We start from the raw sequence: 18,500 nt of genomic DNA, 5'->3' as shown, positions 1-18,500 counted from the left end.
GGATCGCGGACAGGTTCGAATGTAATCGCCGCCGGCTTAACGGAACCTTAGCGGCAGGAACGCACGCGTCAACGCGCGTGCTGGTGCCGGTAGTGCAGCGCGTACGCGAGCGTCAGCAGCACGGCGAACACGACGCCGACCACCATCGTCATCCGGAATTCGCGCGTGAACGCGGTCGTCAGCAGGATCGCGCCGACGAGCGCCGCGCCGAGCAGGCTGCCGAACGGGTGGCCCCACATCCGGAATGCGAGCGCCGGGCCGCTGTACTGCGCGCGAAAGCGCAGGTGCGTAACGAAGATCATCAGCCATGTGAACAGCGCGCCGAACATCGCGATCGCCATCATCACGGTGAACGCGGTGTCGGGCGACAGCGCGACCAGCACGGCCGCGACCGCGACGCCGCTAGTCGAGATCCACAGCGCCGCACGCGGCACGCCGTTGCTGCCGAGCCGGCCGAACACGGCCGGCGCGAGCCGCGCGCGCGACAGGCTGAACATCATCCGCGTCGTCACGTACAGCTGGCTGTTCATCGCGGACAGCGCCGCGATCAGCAGCACGAAGTTGATCACGCCGGCCGCATACGGCACGTGCGTCGCGGCCATCACCTTCACGAACGGGCTTTCGTCGGTGCCGGCCTGCGTCCAGGGCACGATCGCGAGCATCAGCGCGAGCGTCAGCAGGTAGAACAGCACGAGCCGGAACACCGTCGAGCGGAACGCGCGCGTAACCGCGTGCTGCGGATCGCGCGCCTCGCCCGCCGCGATCGCGACGGCCTCGATGCTCATGTAGCTGAAAATTGCCACGATCACCGCGACCCAGGTGCCCCACGGCCCTTTCGGCATGAAACCGCCGTGCGCGGTGTAGTTCGCGAAGCCGATGCCCGACGCGGCCGGCGCCGACCACACGAGCGTCGCGCCGAGCACGATGAACACGACGATCGCCGCGATCTTCAGCAGCGAGAATGCGTATTCGACCGTGCCGTACAGCGTGACGCTCGCGAGGTTCACCGCGATCAGCAGCGCGGAGAAGCCGATCACCCAGTACCAGCCGGGCACGGCCGGGAACCAGTACTTCATGAAGACGGCGATCGCGCTGATTTCGGTGCCGATTGCGAACACCACCGCGAACCAGTACGCATAGCGCACGAGAAAACCCGCGAGCGGGCCGACGTAGTGTTCGGCATACGCACCGAACGAGCCGGCGGTCGGATGCGCGACGGTCATTTCCGCGAGCGCGCCCATCAGCAGCAGCGCGATCAGCGCACCGATCGCATACGAAACGAGCACGCTGGGGCCCGCGAGCCCGATCGCGAAGCCGCTGCCGAGGAACAGCCCCGTGCCGATCGCCCCGCCGATCGCGATCATCGCCATCTGCCCGGACGTCAGCGCATGGCGCAGCCCTTGTTCGCGCGCGACGATGTCGTCGAACGATCGTTGTTGTTGTGTCACTGCGTTGCCACTCCCCTGCACCACCATCGCGCCGCCGGCGCCAGATAAAACGAAACGGCGCGGAGAACTTCCCGCGCCGTTCGCATGAACAACGAATTATCGCTTACTCGACTTCGACCGTCTCTTCGTTCGGCTTGTGCGGCGGGTTGCCGAGCTTGTCGAACGACAACTGCACCTTGTCGTTTTCGTCGACGTCGACCGTCACGTGGCCGCCGTTCAGCAGCTTGCCGAACAGCAGTTCGTCGGCGAGCGCGCGACGGATCGTGTCCTGGATCAGCCGCTGCATCGGCCGCGCACCCATCAGCGGGTCGAAGCCGTGCTTCGCGAGATGCTTGCGCAACGCGTCGGTGAAGAGCGCGTCGACCTTCTTCTCGTGCAGTTGCTCCTCGAGCTGGATCAGGAACTTGTCGACCACGCGCATGATGATTTCCTCATCGAGCGAGCGGAAGCTGATGATCGAATCCAGGCGGTTGCGGAACTCCGGCGTGAACAGGCGCTTGATGTCGGTCATCTCGTCGCCCGTCTCGCGGCGCGTCGTGAAGCCGATCGTCGCCTTCTGCATCGACTCGGCGCCCGCGTTCGTCGTCATGATGATGATGACGTTGCGGAAATCTGCCTTGCGGCCGTTGTTGTCCGTCAGCGTGCCGTGGTCCATCACCTGCAGCAGCACGTTGAAGATGTCCGGATGCGCCTTCTCGATTTCGTCGAGCAGCAGCACGCAATGCGGCTTCTTCGTGACGGCTTCGGTCAAGAGGCCGCCCTGGTCGAACCCGACGTAGCCCGGCGGTGCGCCGATCAGGCGGCTCACCGCGTGACGCTCCATGTATTCCGACATGTCGAAGCGGATCAGCTCGATGCCGAGCGTGAACGCGAGCTGGCGCGCCACTTCGGTCTTGCCGACGCCCGTCGGGCCGGAGAACAGGAACGCGCCGATCGGCTTGTCCATCTTGCCGAGGCCCGCGCGCGCCATCTTGATCGACGCGGCGAGCGCGTCGATCGCCGGATCCTGTCCGAACACGACGCTCTTCAGGTCGCGATCGAGCGTCTGCAGCTTGCTGCGATCGTCCTGCGACACGCTTTGCGCCGGCACACGCGCGATCTTCGAGATGATCTCCTCGATCTCGCTCTTGCCGATCGTCTTCTTCTGCTTCGACTTCGGCAGGATGCGCTGCGCGGCGCCCGCTTCGTCGATCACGTCGATCGCCTTGTCCGGCAGGTGACGGTCGGTGATGAAGCGTGCCGACAGCTCGGCCGCGGCCGACAACGCGCCCGACGAATACTTGACGCCGTGATGCTCCTCGAACCGCGACTTCAGCCCGCGCAGGATCGCGACCGTCTGCTCGACGGTCGGCTCCGTCACGTCGACCTTCTGGAAGCGCCGCGACAGCGCCGCGTCCTTCTCGAAGATGCCGCGATATTCGGTGAAGGTGGTCGCGCCGATGCACTTGAGCGTGCCCGACGACAGCGCCGGCTTCAGCAGGTTCGACGCGTCGAGCGTGCCGCCCGATGCGGCGCCCGCGCCGATCAGCGTGTGGATCTCGTCGATGAACAGGATCGCGTGCGGACGCTCCTTCAGCTCCTTCAGCACCGTCTTCAGACGCTGCTCGAAGTCGCCGCGATACTTGGTGCCCGCGAGCAGCGCGCCCATGTCGAGCGAATACACCTGCGCGTTCGCGAGGATGTCCGGCACTTCGCCGCGCGTGATGCGATACGCGAGCCCTTCCGCGATCGCCGTCTTGCCGACGCCGGCTTCGCCGACGAGCAGCGGATTGTTCTTGCGGCGGCGGCACAGCACCTGCACGACGCGCTCGACCTCCGGCTCGCGCCCGATCAGCGGATCGATGCGGCCGTCCTTCGCCATCTGGTTCAGGTTCTGTGTGAACTGCGCGAGCGGCGTTTCCTTCTGCGCGTTCGCGTCTTCGCTTTCCGCGTTCGCGTCGGCCGACTTCGCGGCTTCGCCGCCGTTCGTCTTCGCGATGCCGTGCGAAATGAAGTTCACGACGTCCAGACGCGTGACGCCCTGCTGCTGCAGGTAGTAGACGGCGTGCGAATCCTTCTCGCCGAAGATCGCGACCAGCACGTTCGCGCCGGTGACTTCCTTCTTGCCGTTCGACGTCGACTGGACGTGCATGATCGCGCGCTGGATCACGCGCTGGAAACCGAGCGTCGGCTGGGTATCGACATCGTCGGTACCCGGGACGGTAGGTGTGTTGTCGTGGATGAAATTGCGCAGGTTCTGACGCAAGTCCTCGATGTTGGCCGCACACGCGCGCAACACCTCGGCTGCCGTCGGATTATCCAGCAGGGCCAGCAGCAGATGCTCGACCGTAATGAACTCATGGCGCGCCTGGCGTGCTTCCATGAACGCCATGTGCAGGCTGACTTCCAATTCCTGGGCAATCATGCTTCCTCCATCACGCACTGCAGCGGATGCCCGGCCTGCCGCGCATGGGTAACGACTTGCTCAACCTTGGTCGACGCGATGTCCCGCGTATAGACCCCACATACCCCTCGCCCTTCGCGGTGGACCTTCAGCATGATCTGCGTGGCCGTCTCGCGATCCTTCTTGAAATACTCCTGTACGACCATCACGACGAACTCCATCGGCGTGAAGTCGTCGTTGAGCAGCACCACCTTGTACATCGAAGGCGGCTTGAGCTTCTGCTGCTTGCGTTCCAGGACGGTGCTGTCCTGCTTGTCCGGGATAATCGCCATACACCCATTCTAAACAACTCGGACAGGCCCGCAATCCTGCCATTACCCGACCGACCGGTCGGCGCCCTCCCTGGTTCCCGACGATATGCGATCGTCTTCGTGCCATACGAAAGCCGGCTGCGGTGCCGGCTTTCACGCGTGGCGCGGAACACGAACCGTCTGGGGGAACTGCACCGGACGATCGCGTCGGCATCCAGTATCCCACAAGCCGGGACGACTCGATCGCGTGTCACTCGAGCCTGGTATATGAGCCGATTATGCGACTTTTCAAGTCCGCGCGCTCGGCGGCATGCTGCAAAGCAAAGCCGGAAAAACCCTGAAAATGGGTTCTTTACAACGGCCCTCCAACCGTCTGAAAATTCCGCTTGACACTCAAATAAAGAGCGCCAACAATCAAGCTGGCACTTTTTTCAATTCGCCATCCGGTGAAATGAACGAGGCCGAAGGTGAGCTTGTGAGGGGGGAACGGCTGCATTTTCCGGTCGTTTAGCTTTTCGAGCGTGCTCGTGGTAAGTAGCAGCGACTGTGTGACAGGGGAAGTAGGAAATGGCAACTGGTATCGTTAAGTGGTTCAACGACGCGAAGGGCTTCGGTTTCATCACTCCCGATGAGGGCGGTGAGGATCTGTTTGCGCACTTCTCGGCCATCAACATGCAGGGCTTCAAGACCCTGAAGGAAGGCCAGAAGGTCAGCTTCGAGGTCGTTCAAGGCCCGAAGGGCAAGCAAGCGTCGAACATCCAGGCCGCATAAAGGCACCGGATAGCTGACAAAGAAACCCGGCATTGCGCCGGGTTTCTTTTTTTTTGAGGCCGGCCAATCGTTTATTCGATTGGCCGGCCTTTTCGTTCAATCCCGATAATTGAACACGCATTGTCTTGTTTCACTCGCAGATCGAATGCCGACATACGCGTGAAACATATTCGATAATCGTTACACGACCTTCAGCGTGCCCATCATGCCGAGATCCTCGTGTTCGAGAATATGGCAGTGAAACATGCGCTCGCCGGGCATGTCTTGCGTAACGAGTAGCGTTACGGTCTCGCCGCTGCGCACGTTGACGGTATCGCGCCATGCGCGGAACGGCTCGGCCGTTTGCGTGCCGTCCGATGCGCGCTCGATCACCTGGAATTGCGTGCCGTGCAAATGGAACGGGTGATCCATGTCGGTCGTGTTGCGGATCGTCCAGCGCTCGACGTCGCCGCGACGGCTCGTCAGCGTCGCGCGGTGCGGCGCGTACGCGGCACCGTTGATCGTGAAGCGCATGCCGGCCGGGCGGCCATGTGACGGGCCCTTCATCATCGCGTCCATGTCCATCTCCTCGCCGAACGCGATTTCCTTGTGCGCGACCGGTTCGCCCAGCGCCGGCACCGCGCGCAGCGTGGCCGGCAGCGTGCGAGCGGGCGCCGGCGCGAACGTGACGTCGGCGAGCGGCAGCGCCGGATCGGGCGGCAGGCTGCCGTGGCCGTCGTCGTGCGACATCGCCATCTTGCGGCGGTCGTATTCGGCCGCCTGCAGCACGGCGCGTGACGTGCGGTCGCCGGCGCGCACCAGCAATTCGGCGCGCTCGCCCGGGGCAAGCAGCAGCGACGTCACGCGGCGCGGCGCATCGAACAGCCCGCCGTCGGTGCCAGCGTGCTCGAACGCGCGACCGTCGTCGAATGCCACGCGCAGGTAGCGCGCGCTGCACGCATTCCACACCCGCCAGCGCTCGTCGCTCGCGACGTCGATGCGCGGCCGACGCGCGCCGTTGACCAGTACGAACTGGCCTTCGCGGCCGTTCATCCAGTCCATCATGTCGTTCGGCGGAATCGTGCCGTCGCGCGCGAGCTTCAGGTCGGACACGAACAGGTTGCGCTCGGGCCAGCCGGCGAGCGGATCGTCGGCAGCGCGCACGACGAACGGGCCGGCCAGCCCGCGGAACACCTGTTCGGCGGTCATCATGTGCGGATGCGGGTGATACCAGTAGGTGCCGGCGCTGCCCTTGGGCAGCGTGAAGCGGTACACGCGCGATGCGCCCGGCGCGACCGGATCGGACGGGTTGCCGTCCTGCTCGGGCGGCACCGGCAGGCCATGCCAGTGGATCGTCGACGGCTGCGGCAGCTTGTTCAAGAAACGGATTTCGACCGTGTCGCCCTCGCGCACGTCGATCAGCGGGCCGACGACCGGCCCTTGCGTGCCCGCGCCGAACTGCCAGAACGTCGTCGGGCGCGCGCCGTGCAGCAGCGGGCGCGCGACCGGCTGCGCGATCAGCGTCGCGCGGAACGTACCGGGCTCGCGGCTTTCGTTCGCGAGCGTGCGCAGCGACGCGAGCGGCGCGCCGGCAGGCAGCGCGTCGGCCGCCGCGAGCGCGGCCGGCGCAGGCTTCGCGTGCTGGCCCGCCATCCCTGACATACCGGACATGCCCGGCATGTCGTCCATCTGCTCCATGCCGGCCATGCCAGCGTGACCGGCATGCTGCGCCCACGCGGTGCGCGCAAACAGCGATGCGGCCGCGATGCCGATGGCGTGCGACAGGAAGGTTCTCCGTATCATCAATCGTTCCTCGTTGTTCGTGCTGCGTCGCGCGGCCGTCGCGACAGCCGCGCCAGCCGGCACGGGAAAGTGCGCGCGCCGCGAAAACCCGATGCCGGCGTCATCATAACCGCAGCGCCCCGTCGAGACGCCGCGACACCGCACGAGCGTCGATACGCCGCAGGGGCCGGCAGCGCCGCCGATTCGCGCACCGCTTGCGCTGCGTTTTCGATCGTCAAACGACACCGCGGCGCTCCATCCCCTTCATGCCGAGCGGGCCGAGCGACGGCCTGCATCACGGTTTCCACCGCGCCCGATCCAGGCCAATGGCACCGCGCCCTCACCACGCCATCGGCACGCCCCGCGCCGCCCGCGCTCGAATCCGTCGATTTTTCACGATGTGGAACAGGTCCGCGCTTTATAAAAATTCGTGGTGCACGGCACAAATTCGCTGTTTCGCGATGCCAAAAAACGTTCCGCAATACAAAACGCGTGAAATATATCGTTGTTTTTAAACGATAATTTTTGTGTCGAGAAAGCGTTCTACACGCACCATCGGGCGCGGTCGCGGACGTAGACTTTGTTCCATGCACCGACGCTTCGCCACGACGTTCGATACGGAACCCGACGCGAGCAACCAGTCGGTCCACAGCCGGACGCACCGGCGGGCGGCACACCAGAATCGCTTGTAATCAGATAGGGAGAACGGAAATGAAGGGATTTCGCTTTGGTTCAGCGCTCGGGTCGTTCTACATCCTGCCGGCAAACGGCGGCTGGGAAGCGACGTTCGGCAACGCTTCGCTCGGTGCGTTCTCGTGCCCGGAAGTCGCGGCCGACCGCATCTCTCGCGGCGACTGCGAGCAGCCGTCCGAACTGGACACGGCCACCCTCGAAGTGCCGGACGAAATCGCCGAATGGGAAATCGTCCACGTCTGAATGACACGCGTGCAACGAAAAACGCCCCGGGCGACCGGGGCGTTTTTATTGTCGACGCCACGGCGAGCCATGCGGCCCGCCGTGGCGGCTGCTGCCGTTGACGTCGCGCGCCTGGTGGCGCAGCGGGCGTCAGGCGACTGCGTCGACGATGCCGTTCAGCGTGGCGCTCGGGCGCATCGCCTGGCTCGTCAGCGCGACGTCCGGACGGTAGTAGCCGCCGATCGCCTGCGCGGTGCCCTGCGCGGCCGCCAGTTCTTCCAGGATGCGCGCTTCGTTGTCGGCCAGCGACTTCGCCACGCCTTCGAACTGCGCCTTCAGCGCGGCGTCGTCGGTCTGCTCGGCCAGCGCCTGCGCCCAGTACAGGCACAGGTAGAAGTGGCTGCCGCGGTTGTCGAGGCCGCCGACCTTGCGCGCCGGCGACTTGTTCTCGTCCAGGAACTTGCCGGTCGCCTGGTCGAGCGTCTTCGCGAGCACGAGCGCCTTCGGGTTCTGGTAAGCGTGGCCGAGGTGTTCGAGCGACGCGGCCAGCGCGAGGAATTCGCCGAGCGAATCCCAGCGCAGGAAGCCTTCCTCGACGAACTGCTGCACGTGCTTCGGCGCCGAGCCGCCCGCACCCGTTTCGAACATCCCGCCGCCGGCCATCAGCGGCACGATCGACAGCATCTTCGCGCTGGTGCCGAGTTCCATGATCGGGAACAGGTCGGTCAGGTAGTCGCGCAGCACGTTGCCCGTGACCGAAATCGTGTCCTTGCCCGCGCGAATGCGCTCGAGCGAGAAACGCGTCGCGTCGACCGGCGTCATGATGCGGATGTCGAGGCCGTTCGTGTCGTGGTCCTTCAGGTAGCGTTCGACCTTCGCGATGATCTGCGCGTCGTGCGCACGGGCCGGATCGAGCCAGAACACGGCCGGTGCGCCGGTCGCGCGCGCGCGGTTCACCGCGAGCTTGACCCAGTCCTGCACCGGTGCGTCCTTCGTCTGGCACATGCGCCAGATGTCGCCCGACTCGACCGCGTGCTCGAGCAGCACGTTACCGGCTTCGTCGGTCACGCGCACGACGCCGTCGGCCGGGATCAGGAACGTCTTGTCGTGCGAACCGTATTCCTCGGCCGCCTGCGCCATCAGGCCGACGTTCGGCACGCTGCCCATCGTGACCGGATCGAACGCGCCGTGCTGCTTGCAGTCCTCGATCACGGCCTGGTAGACACCCGCGTAGCAGCGGTCCGGAATCACGGCCTTCGCGTCGTACAGCTGGCCGTCCGGGCCCCACATGCCGCCCGAATCGCGGATCATCGCCGGCATCGATGCGTCGACGATCACGTCGCTCGGCACGTGCAGGTTCGTGATGCCCTTGTCCGAGTTGACCATCGCGAGACGCGGACGCACCGCGTACTCCGCCTTGACGTCGGCTTCGATCGCTTCGCGCGTGTCGGCCGGCAGGTCCTTCAGGCGCGCGTACAGGTCGCCGATCCCGTTGTTCGGGTTGAAGCCGACGCACGCCAGCACGTCGGCGTGCTTCGCGAGCGCATCCTGATAGAACACCGACACGAAGTGACCGAACAGGATCGGGTCCGAGACCTTCATCATGGTCGCCTTCAGGTGCACCGAGAACAGCACGTCCTGCGCCTTCGCGTCGGCGATCTGCGCTTCGATGAAGCTGCGCAGCGCCTTGCGGCTCATCACCGATGCGTCGATGACTTCACCGGCCTTCACGGCCGTCTTTTCCTTCAGCACCTTCTTCACGCCGTCGACGGTCGTGAGTTCGATCTTCACGCTGCCGGCATCGGCGATCAGCGCCGACTTCTCGCTGCCGTAGAAGTCGCCTTCGCTCATGTGCGCGACGTGCGACTTCGACGTGGCCTTCCATGCGCCCATCTTGTGCGGGTGCTTGCGGGCGTAGTTCTTGACCGACAGCGGCGCGCGGCGGTCGGAGTTGCCTTCGCGCAGCACCGGGTTCACCGCGCTGCCCTTGATCTTGTCGTAGCGGGCCTTGACGGCCTTTTCTTCGTCGGTCGACGGATCTTCCGGATAGGCCGGCAGCGCGTAGCCCTGCGCCTGCAGTTCGGCGATCGCGGCCTTCAGCTGCGGCACCGATGCGCTGATGTTCGGCAGCTTGATGATGTTCGCTTCAGGCTTCAGCGTGAGCTGGCCCAGTTCGGCCAGATCGTCGGCACCCTTCTGCTCCGACGGCAGGACGTCGGCGAAAGCCGCGATGATGCGGCCGGCGAGCGAGATGTCGCGCGTTTCGACGGCGACGCCCGACGAGCGCGTGAAAGCCTTGACGATCGGCAGCAGCGAATAGGTCGCGAGCGCGGGCGCTTCGTCGGTGAGGGTGTAGATGATCTTGGGCGAAGTGGACATGGTCGATGCGTTGCTACGTGAAAATTTGGGCTGAAGAGCGCCGGCGGTAACCGGCGGGGAGCGACCGGGTCGGTCGCGAAAGGGGCGCGCCGGCTCAGTCGGGCGGTGGTGTTGCGAGGGCCGTCATGTTCTACCTTGCAGGGCACCCGGGCCGCATCGCGGCGCCGCGGCCCGCATGCCGGACCGCCCTGCCAACAAACCTGCCATCCATGAAACGCCCCGGCGCCGGCAGTCAGCGCCGGGGCAGCCGGCTGCACGCCGGCCTACCCCGGAAGGGCTCTCTTACATGTTTTCGATCAGCACTTCGCCGAAGCCCGAGCACGACACCTGCGTCGCGCCTTCCATCAGGCGCGCGAAGTCGTACGTGACGCGCTTCTGCAGGATCGACTTCTCCATCGCGGCGATGATCGTGTCGGCCGCTTCCGTCCAGCCGAGGTGGCGCAGCATCATTTCCGCCGACAGGATCTCGGAACCGGGGTTCACGTAATCCTTGCCCGCGTACTTCGGCGCCGTGCCGTGTGTCGCCTCGAACATCGCGACCGAATCCGACAGGTTCGCGCCCGGCGCGATCCCGATGCCGCCGACCTGCGCGGCCAGTGCGTCGGAGATGTAGTCACCGTTCAGGTTCAGCGTCGCGATCACGTCGTATTCGGCCGGACGCAGCAGGATCTGCTGCAGGAATGCATCGGCGATCGAATCCTTGATGACGATCTCGTTGCCCGTCTTCGGGTTCTTCACGCGCATCCACGGGCCGCCGTCGATCAGTTCGCCGCCGAATTCCTTCTGCGCGAGCGCATAGCCGGCGTCACGGAACAGGCCTTCCGTGAACTTCATGATGTTGCCCTTGTGCACGAGCGTGACCGACTTGCGATCGTTGTCGATCGCGTACTGGATCGCCTTGCGCACGAGACGCTCGGTGCCTTCGGTCGACACGGGCTTCACGCCGATCCCCGAGGTTTCCGGGAAGCGGATCTTCTTCACGCCCATCTCGTCCTGCAGGAACTTGATGACCTTCTTGGCCTGCTCGGAGCCCGCCGCCCACTCGATGCCCGCGTAGATGTCTTCCGAGTTCTCGCGGAAGATCACCATGTCGATCTTTTGCGGTTCGCGCACCGGCGACGGCACGCCCTTGAAATACTGGACCGGGCGCAGGCACACGTACAGGTCGAGTTCCTGGCGCAGCGCGACGTTCAGCGAACGGATGCCGCCGCCGACCGGGGTCGTGAGCGGCCCCTTGATCGACACGACGTATTCCTTCAGCACCTGCAGCGATTCGTCCGGCAGCCACACGTCCGGACCGTACACCTTCGTCGCCTTCTCGCCCGCGAAGATCTCCATCCAGTGGATCTTGCGCTTGCCCTTGTAGGCACTCGCAACGGCCGCGTCGACGACCTTGATCATGACCGGCGTGATATCGAAGCCCGTACCGTCGCCTTCGATATAGGGAATGATCGGCTGATCGGAAACGTTGAGCGAGAAGTCCTTGTTGACGGTGATCTTGTCACCGCCCTCCGGAACCTTGATGTGCTGATACGGCATGATCGACTCCAGTGACGTGGCTGAGCAGGTGATGCTGGTCGAAACTGCGCGCGCGGCGAGGTGGCCTTGCCACCTTCGTGACGGCAACAGCGAGCCGCTATTCTAGCGCCCCAACCGGGCCCGGCGGCACGAAGCGCGACGCTGCGTATCAAGTCTTCCCTTATGTCTTATATAAGACAGAGGACTTGCCGTTCCGTATTATGCATTAAGATTCCGCCATTTGCCATAGACCGCCCGTCCGCCGCCCCGCGGCACGCCGGGCGGACGCTCCGCCATGACCCTGATCGCCCTCAACAAGCCGTTCGGCACGATTTGCCAGTTTTCCGCGCATGAGACGCGGCCGTCGCTCGGCGACTGGGTAACAGCGCCCGGCGTCTATCCGGCCGGCCGGCTCGACGCGGACAGCGAAGGCCTGCTGCTGCTCACCGACGACGGCGCATTGCAGGCGCGCATCGCGGAGCCGCGCCACAAGCTCGTCAAGCGCTACTGGGCGCAAGTCGACGGCGCGCCGGGCCCGGCCGACCTGAAGGCGCTCGCGCGCGGCGTCGATCTCGGCGACTACGTGACGCGTCCGTGCCGCGCCGAATTCATCGAACCGCCCGACGCGCTGTGGCCGCGCAACCCGCCGATCCGCTACCGTGCCGCGATCCCGACCACCTGGATCGAGCTCGCGATCACCGAAGGCAAGAACCGGCAGGTGCGCCGGATGACGGCCGCGATCGGCTTCCCGACGTTGCGTCTCGTGCGTGTCGGCATCGGCGCGCTGGACATATTCGCGCTCGGCATTGCACCGGGCGAAACAATCGAGCTGCCGCCGCGCGCCCCGTGGGACGGTTTTGCGCGGCCCGAATGACGGCAGCACCGAGCTTCGATTTTTTTCGTCATCTTTTTCGTCAACCGCCGGCGAACATCGTGCGTTAAACCACGCAGATGCCACCCTGAGCTATCCGGCATTGGCAGCCGAACCGGTATTTCCGTGTTTGCGTCACGAAAGCGACGTTTTCTTCGAATACGATTCGGCGCCCGCAGCGCAATGAGAAATTTCTCGAAGCGTCTGTCAACCGAAAGGTGGATGGCACCGTTAGACGTCATGACTCCTATGCCGGGTCATTTGGTTAATTAACTAAAGCTGAGGAACACAACATGAACAAACTGATCGCTGCTCTGGTCGCTGGTCTCTTCGCAACGGCTGCTTTCGCACAAGCTTCGGCTCCGGAAGCTGCTTCGGCTGCTGCTCCGGCAGCTGCTTCGGCACCGGCAAAGCACAAGGCTGCTAAGAAGCACCACGCAAAGAAGCACCACGCAGCCAAGAAGGCAGCTAGCGAAGCCGAAGCTCCGGCAGCTGCATCGAACTAAGCAAGCTGGTTGTAATAACGCAGTCAAGAACACGCAGTCTTGCCGTTCTTACGGCGTTGAAAGGCAGATCACCGCGAGGCGATCTGCCTTTTTCTTTTTTGTGCCCGCCGGCGCGCTTCGCGTACCATGCGGGTCTCGTTTTCCCGATAGGAGCCCTGCTGTGCGATTCTCCCTGCGCTCGTCGCTCGGCCGCCTTACGCGCGCCGCCGTGTTCCCCGCCGCGCTCGCCGTCCTCGCACTCGGCATGCAGACCGCCCACGCGCAGATGCCGCCCGGCGCCAAGCAGCCGAGCGAGTTCCCGCGCGTGAAGCTGCGCGCCGGCATGTACGTGATCGACGCGGCCGTCGCCGCGAACGACGCCGACCGCGAACAGGGGCTCATGTACCGCTCGCAGCTCGCGCCGAACGAAGGCATGCTGTTCGTGTTCAACGAGAACGCCGTGCACTGCTTCTGGATGAAGAACACGCTGATCCCGCTGTCGATCGCGTTCATCCGCGCGGACGGCACGATCACCGACATCGACGAGATGCGGGCCGAGACGACCGACAACCACTGCCCGCGCAACAACGGTGTCTATGCGCTGGAAATGAGCAAGGGCTGGTTCGCGGCCAAGGGCATCAAGCCGGGCATGAAGCTCGACGGGCTGCCCAAGGCCCAGTAACGGCACATGCCGCGGCGCCGCCGCGCACCGCCGCAGCCGGCCGCCCGCAGCGCGCCGGCTTTTTTTTCGCCCGCCGGCGGCGCCCGCCTTGATTCGGCACACGGTGCCCGCATCTGCAAAAGCCACGGACAAGCGCTATCCTTTAAATCTCGCTTGTTCCATTCCGGGCCGGCCCTGCCGCCCCGCTTACGATCCGAACCACCAGGAGGTTCACGTGCCCCGCAAAACCCCCATCGAGCGCTATCGCAATATCGGGATCAGTGCTCACATCGATGCCGGCAAGACCACCACGACCGAGCGCATCCTGTTTTACACCGGCGTGAGCCACAAGATCGGTGAAGTGCACGACGGCGCGGCCACGATGGACTGGATGGAGCAGGAGCAGGAACGCGGCATCACGATCACGTCGGCCGCGACCACCGCCTTCTGGAAGGGCATGGCCGGCAACTATCCGGAACACCGGATCAACATCATCGACACCCCCGGGCACGTCGACTTCACGATCGAGGTCGAGCGCTCGATGCGCGTGCTCGATGGCGCGTGCATGGTCTACGACTCGGTCGGCGGCGTGCAGCCGCAGTCCGAAACCGTGTGGCGTCAGGCGAACAAGTACAAGGTGCCGCGCATCGCGTTCGTCAACAAGATGGACCGCATCGGCGCGGACTTCTTCCGCGTGCAGCGCCAGATCGGCGAGCGCCTGAAGGGCGTCGCCGTGCCGATCCAGATTCCGATCGGCGCGGAAGATCATTTCCAGGGCGTCGTCGATCTCGTCAAGATGAAGGCGATCGTCTGGGACGACGAAAGCCAGGGCGTGAAATTCACGTACGAGGACATCCCGGCGAATCTCGTCGAGCTCGCGCACGAGTGGCGCGAGAAGATGGTCGAGGCCGCTGCCGAAGCGAGCGAGGAACTGCTCGAGAAGTATCTGCACGATCACGAATCGCTGACCGAGGACGAGATCAAGGGCGCGCTGCGCCAGCGCACGATCGCCAACGAGATCGTGCCGATGCTGTGCGGCAGCGCGTTCAAGAACAAGGGCGTGCAGGCGATGCTCGACGCGGTGATCGACTATCTGCCGTCGCCGGTCGACGTGCCCGCGATTCTCGGTCACGACTTCGCCGATCCGGAAAAGCCGGCGGAACGTCATCCGAGCGACGACGAGCCGTTCTCCGCGCTCGCGTTCAAGATCATGACCGACCCGTTCGTCGGCCAGCTGATCTTCTTCCGCGTGTATTCGGGCGTGGTCGAATCGGGCGACACGGTGCTCAACGCGACGAAGGACAAGAAGGAGCGGCTCGGCCGGATCCTGCAGATGCACGCGAACGAGCGCAAGGAAATCAAGGAAGTGCGCGCGGGCGACATCGCCGCGGCGGTCGGCCTGAAGGAAGCGACGACGGGCGACACGCTGTGCGATCCGCAGAAGCCGATCATCCTCGAGAAGATGGAATTCCCGGAGCCGGTGATCTCGCAGGCCGTCGAGCCGAAGACGAAGGCCGACCAGGAAAAGATGGGCCTCGCGCTGAACCGTCTCGCGCAGGAAGATCCGTCGTTCCGCGTGCAGACCGACGAGGAATCCGGTCAGACGATCATCTCGGGGATGGGCGAGCTGCACCTCGAAATCCTGGTCGACCGGATGAAGCGCGAGTTCGGCGTCGAGGCGACGGTCGGCAAGCCGCAGGTCGCGTATCGCGAAACGGTGCGCACGACGGCGTCCGACGTCGAAGGCAAGTTCGTCAAGCAGTCGGGCGGGCGCGGCCAGTACGGGCATGCGGTGATCACGCTGGAGCCGAACCCCGGCAAGGGCTACGAGTTCCTCGACGAGATCAAGGGCGGCGTGATTCCGCGTGAATTCATCCCGGCCGTCGACAAGGGCATCACCGAAACGCTGAAGAGCGGCGTGCTCGCGGGCTACCCGGTCGTCGACGTGAAGGTGCACCTGACGTTCGGCTCGTACCACGACGTCGACTCGAACGAAAACGCGTTCCGGATGGCCGGCTCGATGGCGTTCAAGGAAGCGATGCGCAAGGCGAAGCCGGTGTTGCTGGAGCCGATGATGGCCGTCGAGGTCGAGACGCCCGAGGAGTTCATGGGCAACGTGATGGGCGACCTGTCCAGCCGCCGCGGCATCGTGCAGGGGATGGAGGACATCGCCGGCGGCGGCGGCAAGCTGGTGCGCGCCGAAGTGCCGCTGGCCGAGATGTTCGGCTACTCGACGTCGCTGCGTTCGGCCACGCAAGGTCGTGCGACGTACACGATGGAGTTCAAGCAGTACGCGGAAACACCGGCGAACGTGTCGGAAGGTGTGATCAACGCGAAAGTGAAGTAAGCGCGGCGCGGCTGCGCACGGTTGCGCGGCCAGCACGAGCCCGTCCGGTTCCGGACGGGCTTTTTTTCGTTCGTCGAACGCACCGCCGCGGCCGGACGACGACGTTTTTGATCGGCGCGTCCGACATTTTTTTCGCATGCCACAATGCATCGCGATTCGTCCGACGGAACCCTCCCGATGCCGCCCACCCCTGCCCTGCGCCGCCTGCTGATGCTGTATGCCGGCCTGATTGCCGCGAACGTCGCCGCATGGCTGTGGGCGCTCGCGGTGCTGCGCGACCATCCGCTGCTGCTCGGCACCGCGGCGATCGCGTACGGGCTCGGGCTGCGTCATGCAGTCGACGCCGATCACATCGCCGCGATCGACGTCGCGACGCGCAAGCTGATGCAGGACGGCCAGCGCCCGGTGACGGTCGGCCTGTTCTTCTCGCTCGGCCATTCGACCATCGTGATCGCCGCGACGCTCGGCATCGCACTGACCGCGTTCGCGCTGCGCGGGCGCTTCGACGCGATCCGCGAGATCGGCGGCACGATCGGTACGGTGGTGTCCGCAACCTTCCTGCTCGTGCTCGCGGGCATGAACCTCGTGATCCTGCGCGACGTGTGGCGGCGCTATCGCGGCACGGCCGCGCATGCGCACGTTCATCGTCCGGCCGGCCTCGTCGCGCGGCTGCTGAGTCCGCTGTTCCGCTTCGTGTCGAAAAGCTGGCACATGTATCCGGTCGGCGTGCTGTTCGGGCTGGGTTTCGATACTGCAACAGAAATCGCGCTGCTCGCGATCGCGGCCGCACAGGCGAGCGATGCGCTGCCGCTCTATGCGGTGATGCTCTATCCCGCGCTGTTCGCGGCCGGCATGACGCTGATCGACTCGACCGACAACGTGCTCATGATTCACGCGTACGGCTGGGCGATGGACGACCCGCGGCGCAAGCTGCTCTACAACGCGACCATCACGCTGCTGTCCGCGACCGTCGCACTGGCCGTCGGCGGCATCGAGGCCGCCGGCCTGCTCGCCGACAAGCTGTCGCTCACAGGCCCCGTGCGCGACACGCTGGATACGCTCGGCGAGCGCTTCGGCACGATCGGCTATGGAATCGTCGCGCTGTTTCTCGTCGTGTGGATCGCGTCGATTCTGTGCCACCGCTGGCCGCGCGCGGCCGACACGTCGGCGCGCTGAGCGTAGTCAGACGTTTCATTTCAGAAACAAAACCCTCCCAACGACGTTTCACACGCTGTCGTGCGATCCGTGCGCGCGTTGCGCCACGGGCATAGCCGGCCGGTGGCACGGATCTCGCTGTTAGAGATTCGCACGGCGGGCCCGCGTGCCGATTCGTGTTCGCGACTGGCGTCCTGCGCCGGTTCGACATGCATCGGCCGCCGAAACGACAAGCATCGTTATCGGTCCCCCTGCATTACACGTCGAAGTGTCGCGCGTGACGAGGCATGGCGCGCATGGGGAGATCATGATGAGCAGAACGAAACAACTGTCCCGCGCGGCGGGACGGTGCTATCGCATGACCTTGCTGGCCGCAGCCGCAATTGCGTGTTGTGGCTCGTATGCCGTCGCACAGGAGACGACGACCGTCGTTCCCGTTACTGCGCAGCCAGGCGATGGCAATCCCGGTACTCCCCTACTCGTTCAGGCCGAGCAGAACGCGGCGCCTGACGCCGCGGCCAACGCGAATGTTCGCGGCGACGCCGTGATGCAGTTGGCCGCGAACGCGGCGTCATGTGCGGCAAATCCGGCCGCGTGCGCGGTGCACGTGTTTGCCGGTGGGGGGCGCGGCTCAGACAGCGGCATCGGTGGCACCGGCACGACCGGCAGCGGAAGCAGCAGCGCGGGCGGCAGCGGAAACACCGGCAATGGCGCCGTCGGCCCCGCCGGCGTCGGCGGGACGAACGGCTCCGGTGGCTCGGGTGGGACAGGCCGCGGCGGCAATGCTTCCGGCAATGGGGGTTCAGGTGGTGGTACTTCCGGCGGTGGTACTTCCGGTGGTGGTACTTCCGGGGGCGGTACTTCTGGTGGCGGTACTTCCGGTGGCGGCACTTCCGGTGGCGGTACCTCTGGTGGTGGTACCTCTGGTGGTGGTACCTCTGGTGGCGGTACCGCTGGTGGCGGTACCTCTGGTGGCGGTACCTCTGGTGGCGGTACCTCTGGTGGCGGCACTTCTGGTGGCGGTGGCCATGGAGGCGGCGGCGGTGGCCACGGAGGTGGTGGTGGCGGCGACGGCGGCGGTGGCCATGGCGGTGGTGGCGGCGACGGCGGCCATGGCGGCGGCCATGGCGGTGGTGGTGGGGGCGACGGCGGTGGCCATAGCGGCGGCCATGGCGGCAGTGGTGGCGGCGACGGCGGTGGCCATGGCGGCAGTGGTGGCGGCGACGGCGGTGGCCATGGCGGCGGCCATGGCGGCAGTGGTGGCGGCGACGGCGGCGGCCATGGAGGCGGCCATGGCGGTGGTGGTGGGGGCAACGGCGGTGGCCATGGCGGCGGCCATGGCGGCAGTGGTGGCGGCGACGGCGGTGGCCATGGCGGCGGCCATGGCGGCGGTGGTGGCGGCGACGGCGGCGGCCATGGCGGCGGCTCCGGTGGCGGCTCCGGTGGCGGCTCCGGCGGCGGCTCCGGTGGCGGCTCCGGTGGCGGTTCCGGTGGC

The 18,500-nt window shown here is 65.4% G+C and carries 15 protein-coding genes; 9 read left to right on the top strand and 6 right to left on the bottom strand.

Annotation, left to right across the window (positions count from 1 at the left end; genetic code table 11):
- Nucleotides 1-68 precede the first annotated feature (68 nt).
- From C7H84_RS15240 to clpS, 3 genes are all read right to left on the bottom strand, one after another.
- On the bottom strand, nt 69-1,448 hold the full coding sequence (locus C7H84_RS15240) for an amino acid permease (protein ID WP_121859679.1): 1,380 nt from the start codon (nt 1,446-1,448) through the stop codon (nt 69-71).
- Between the two features lie 103 nt (nt 1,449-1,551).
- Nucleotides 1,552-3,852, bottom strand: a complete 2,301-nt coding sequence (gene clpA / locus C7H84_RS15235; RefSeq protein WP_121859551.1) for an ATP-dependent Clp protease ATP-binding subunit ClpA — start codon at nt 3,850-3,852, stop codon at nt 1,552-1,554.
- Nucleotides 3,849-4,163, bottom strand: coding sequence for an ATP-dependent Clp protease adapter ClpS (gene clpS, locus C7H84_RS15230; protein ID WP_006398529.1), 315 nt, complete (start codon nt 4,161-4,163; stop codon nt 3,849-3,851). The genes clpA and clpS overlap by 4 nt, the downstream gene beginning before the upstream one ends.
- A gap of 289 nt (nt 4,164-4,452) precedes the next feature.
- On the opposite strand from clpS, the gene C7H84_RS36370 reads away from it, so the two are divergent.
- Together C7H84_RS36370 and C7H84_RS15220 are read left to right on the top strand one after the other, a co-directional pair.
- On the top strand, nt 4,453-4,653 hold the full coding sequence (locus tag C7H84_RS36370) for a hypothetical protein (RefSeq protein WP_162999286.1): 201 nt from the start codon (nt 4,453-4,455) through the stop codon (nt 4,651-4,653).
- Nucleotides 4,654-4,709: 56 nt separating this feature from the next.
- Nucleotides 4,710-4,913: a cold-shock protein gene (locus tag C7H84_RS15220; RefSeq protein ID WP_004196460.1), complete on the top strand. Its 204-nt coding sequence runs from the start codon at nt 4,710-4,712 to the stop codon at nt 4,911-4,913.
- 180 nt (nt 4,914-5,093) lie between these two features.
- Here C7H84_RS15220 and C7H84_RS15215 read toward each other — a convergent pair whose 3' ends face one another.
- A complete protein-coding gene (locus C7H84_RS15215) occupies nt 5,094-6,695 on the bottom strand; it encodes a multicopper oxidase family protein (protein WP_121859678.1) in 1,602 nt (533 codons plus the stop codon).
- A gap of 690 nt (nt 6,696-7,385) precedes the next feature.
- Between C7H84_RS15215 and C7H84_RS15210 the strand changes: the two genes are divergently transcribed.
- Complete coding sequence (locus tag C7H84_RS15210; RefSeq protein WP_121859550.1) at nt 7,386-7,610, top strand: hypothetical protein; 225 nt, start codon at nt 7,386-7,388, stop codon at nt 7,608-7,610.
- 129 nt (nt 7,611-7,739) lie between these two features.
- Here C7H84_RS15210 and C7H84_RS15205 read toward each other — a convergent pair whose 3' ends face one another.
- Nucleotides 7,740-9,968 (bottom strand): NADP-dependent isocitrate dehydrogenase, encoded by a 2,229-nt coding sequence (locus C7H84_RS15205; RefSeq protein ID WP_121859549.1) that lies wholly within the window; start codon nt 9,966-9,968, stop codon nt 7,740-7,742.
- A 282-nt stretch (nt 9,969-10,250) separates the two neighbouring features.
- A complete protein-coding gene (icd, locus tag C7H84_RS15200) occupies nt 10,251-11,507 on the bottom strand; it encodes an NADP-dependent isocitrate dehydrogenase (RefSeq protein WP_121859548.1) in 1,257 nt (418 codons plus the stop codon).
- 274 nt (nt 11,508-11,781) lie between these two features.
- On the opposite strand from icd, the gene C7H84_RS15195 reads away from it, so the two are divergent.
- The 6 genes from C7H84_RS15195 to C7H84_RS36940 all read left to right on the top strand — a co-directional run.
- Nucleotides 11,782-12,360: a pseudouridine synthase gene (locus C7H84_RS15195; RefSeq protein ID WP_121859547.1), complete on the top strand. Its 579-nt coding sequence runs from the start codon at nt 11,782-11,784 to the stop codon at nt 12,358-12,360.
- A gap of 290 nt (nt 12,361-12,650) precedes the next feature.
- Nucleotides 12,651-12,863 carry a hypothetical protein gene (locus C7H84_RS15190; RefSeq protein WP_006398520.1) on the top strand — a complete coding sequence of 71 codons (213 nt, stop codon included), beginning with the start codon at nt 12,651-12,653 and terminating at the stop codon, nt 12,861-12,863.
- Nucleotides 12,864-13,023: 160 nt separating this feature from the next.
- Complete coding sequence (locus C7H84_RS15185) at nt 13,024-13,524, top strand: DUF192 domain-containing protein (protein ID WP_121859546.1); 501 nt, start codon at nt 13,024-13,026, stop codon at nt 13,522-13,524.
- Between the two features lie 214 nt (nt 13,525-13,738).
- Nucleotides 13,739-15,850, top strand: coding sequence for an elongation factor G (fusA, locus tag C7H84_RS15180; protein ID WP_121859545.1), 2,112 nt, complete (start codon nt 13,739-13,741; stop codon nt 15,848-15,850).
- A 177-nt stretch (nt 15,851-16,027) separates the two neighbouring features.
- Nucleotides 16,028-17,026, top strand: coding sequence for a HoxN/HupN/NixA family nickel/cobalt transporter (locus C7H84_RS15175; RefSeq protein ID WP_121859544.1), 999 nt, complete (start codon nt 16,028-16,030; stop codon nt 17,024-17,026).
- Nucleotides 17,027-17,315: 289 nt separating this feature from the next.
- Nucleotides 17,316-18,500: hypothetical protein (locus C7H84_RS36940; protein WP_240462037.1), on the top strand; the 1,185-nt coding region annotated here is incomplete at its 3' end.

Origin of the sequence: Burkholderia sp. Nafp2/4-1b, from assembly GCF_003635165.1 — a bacterium.
Classification (GTDB): domain Bacteria; phylum Pseudomonadota; class Gammaproteobacteria; order Burkholderiales; family Burkholderiaceae; genus Burkholderia.
The sequence above is the reverse complement of the archived record's forward strand: the minus strand, read 5'-3'. Positions and strand labels throughout refer to the sequence as shown.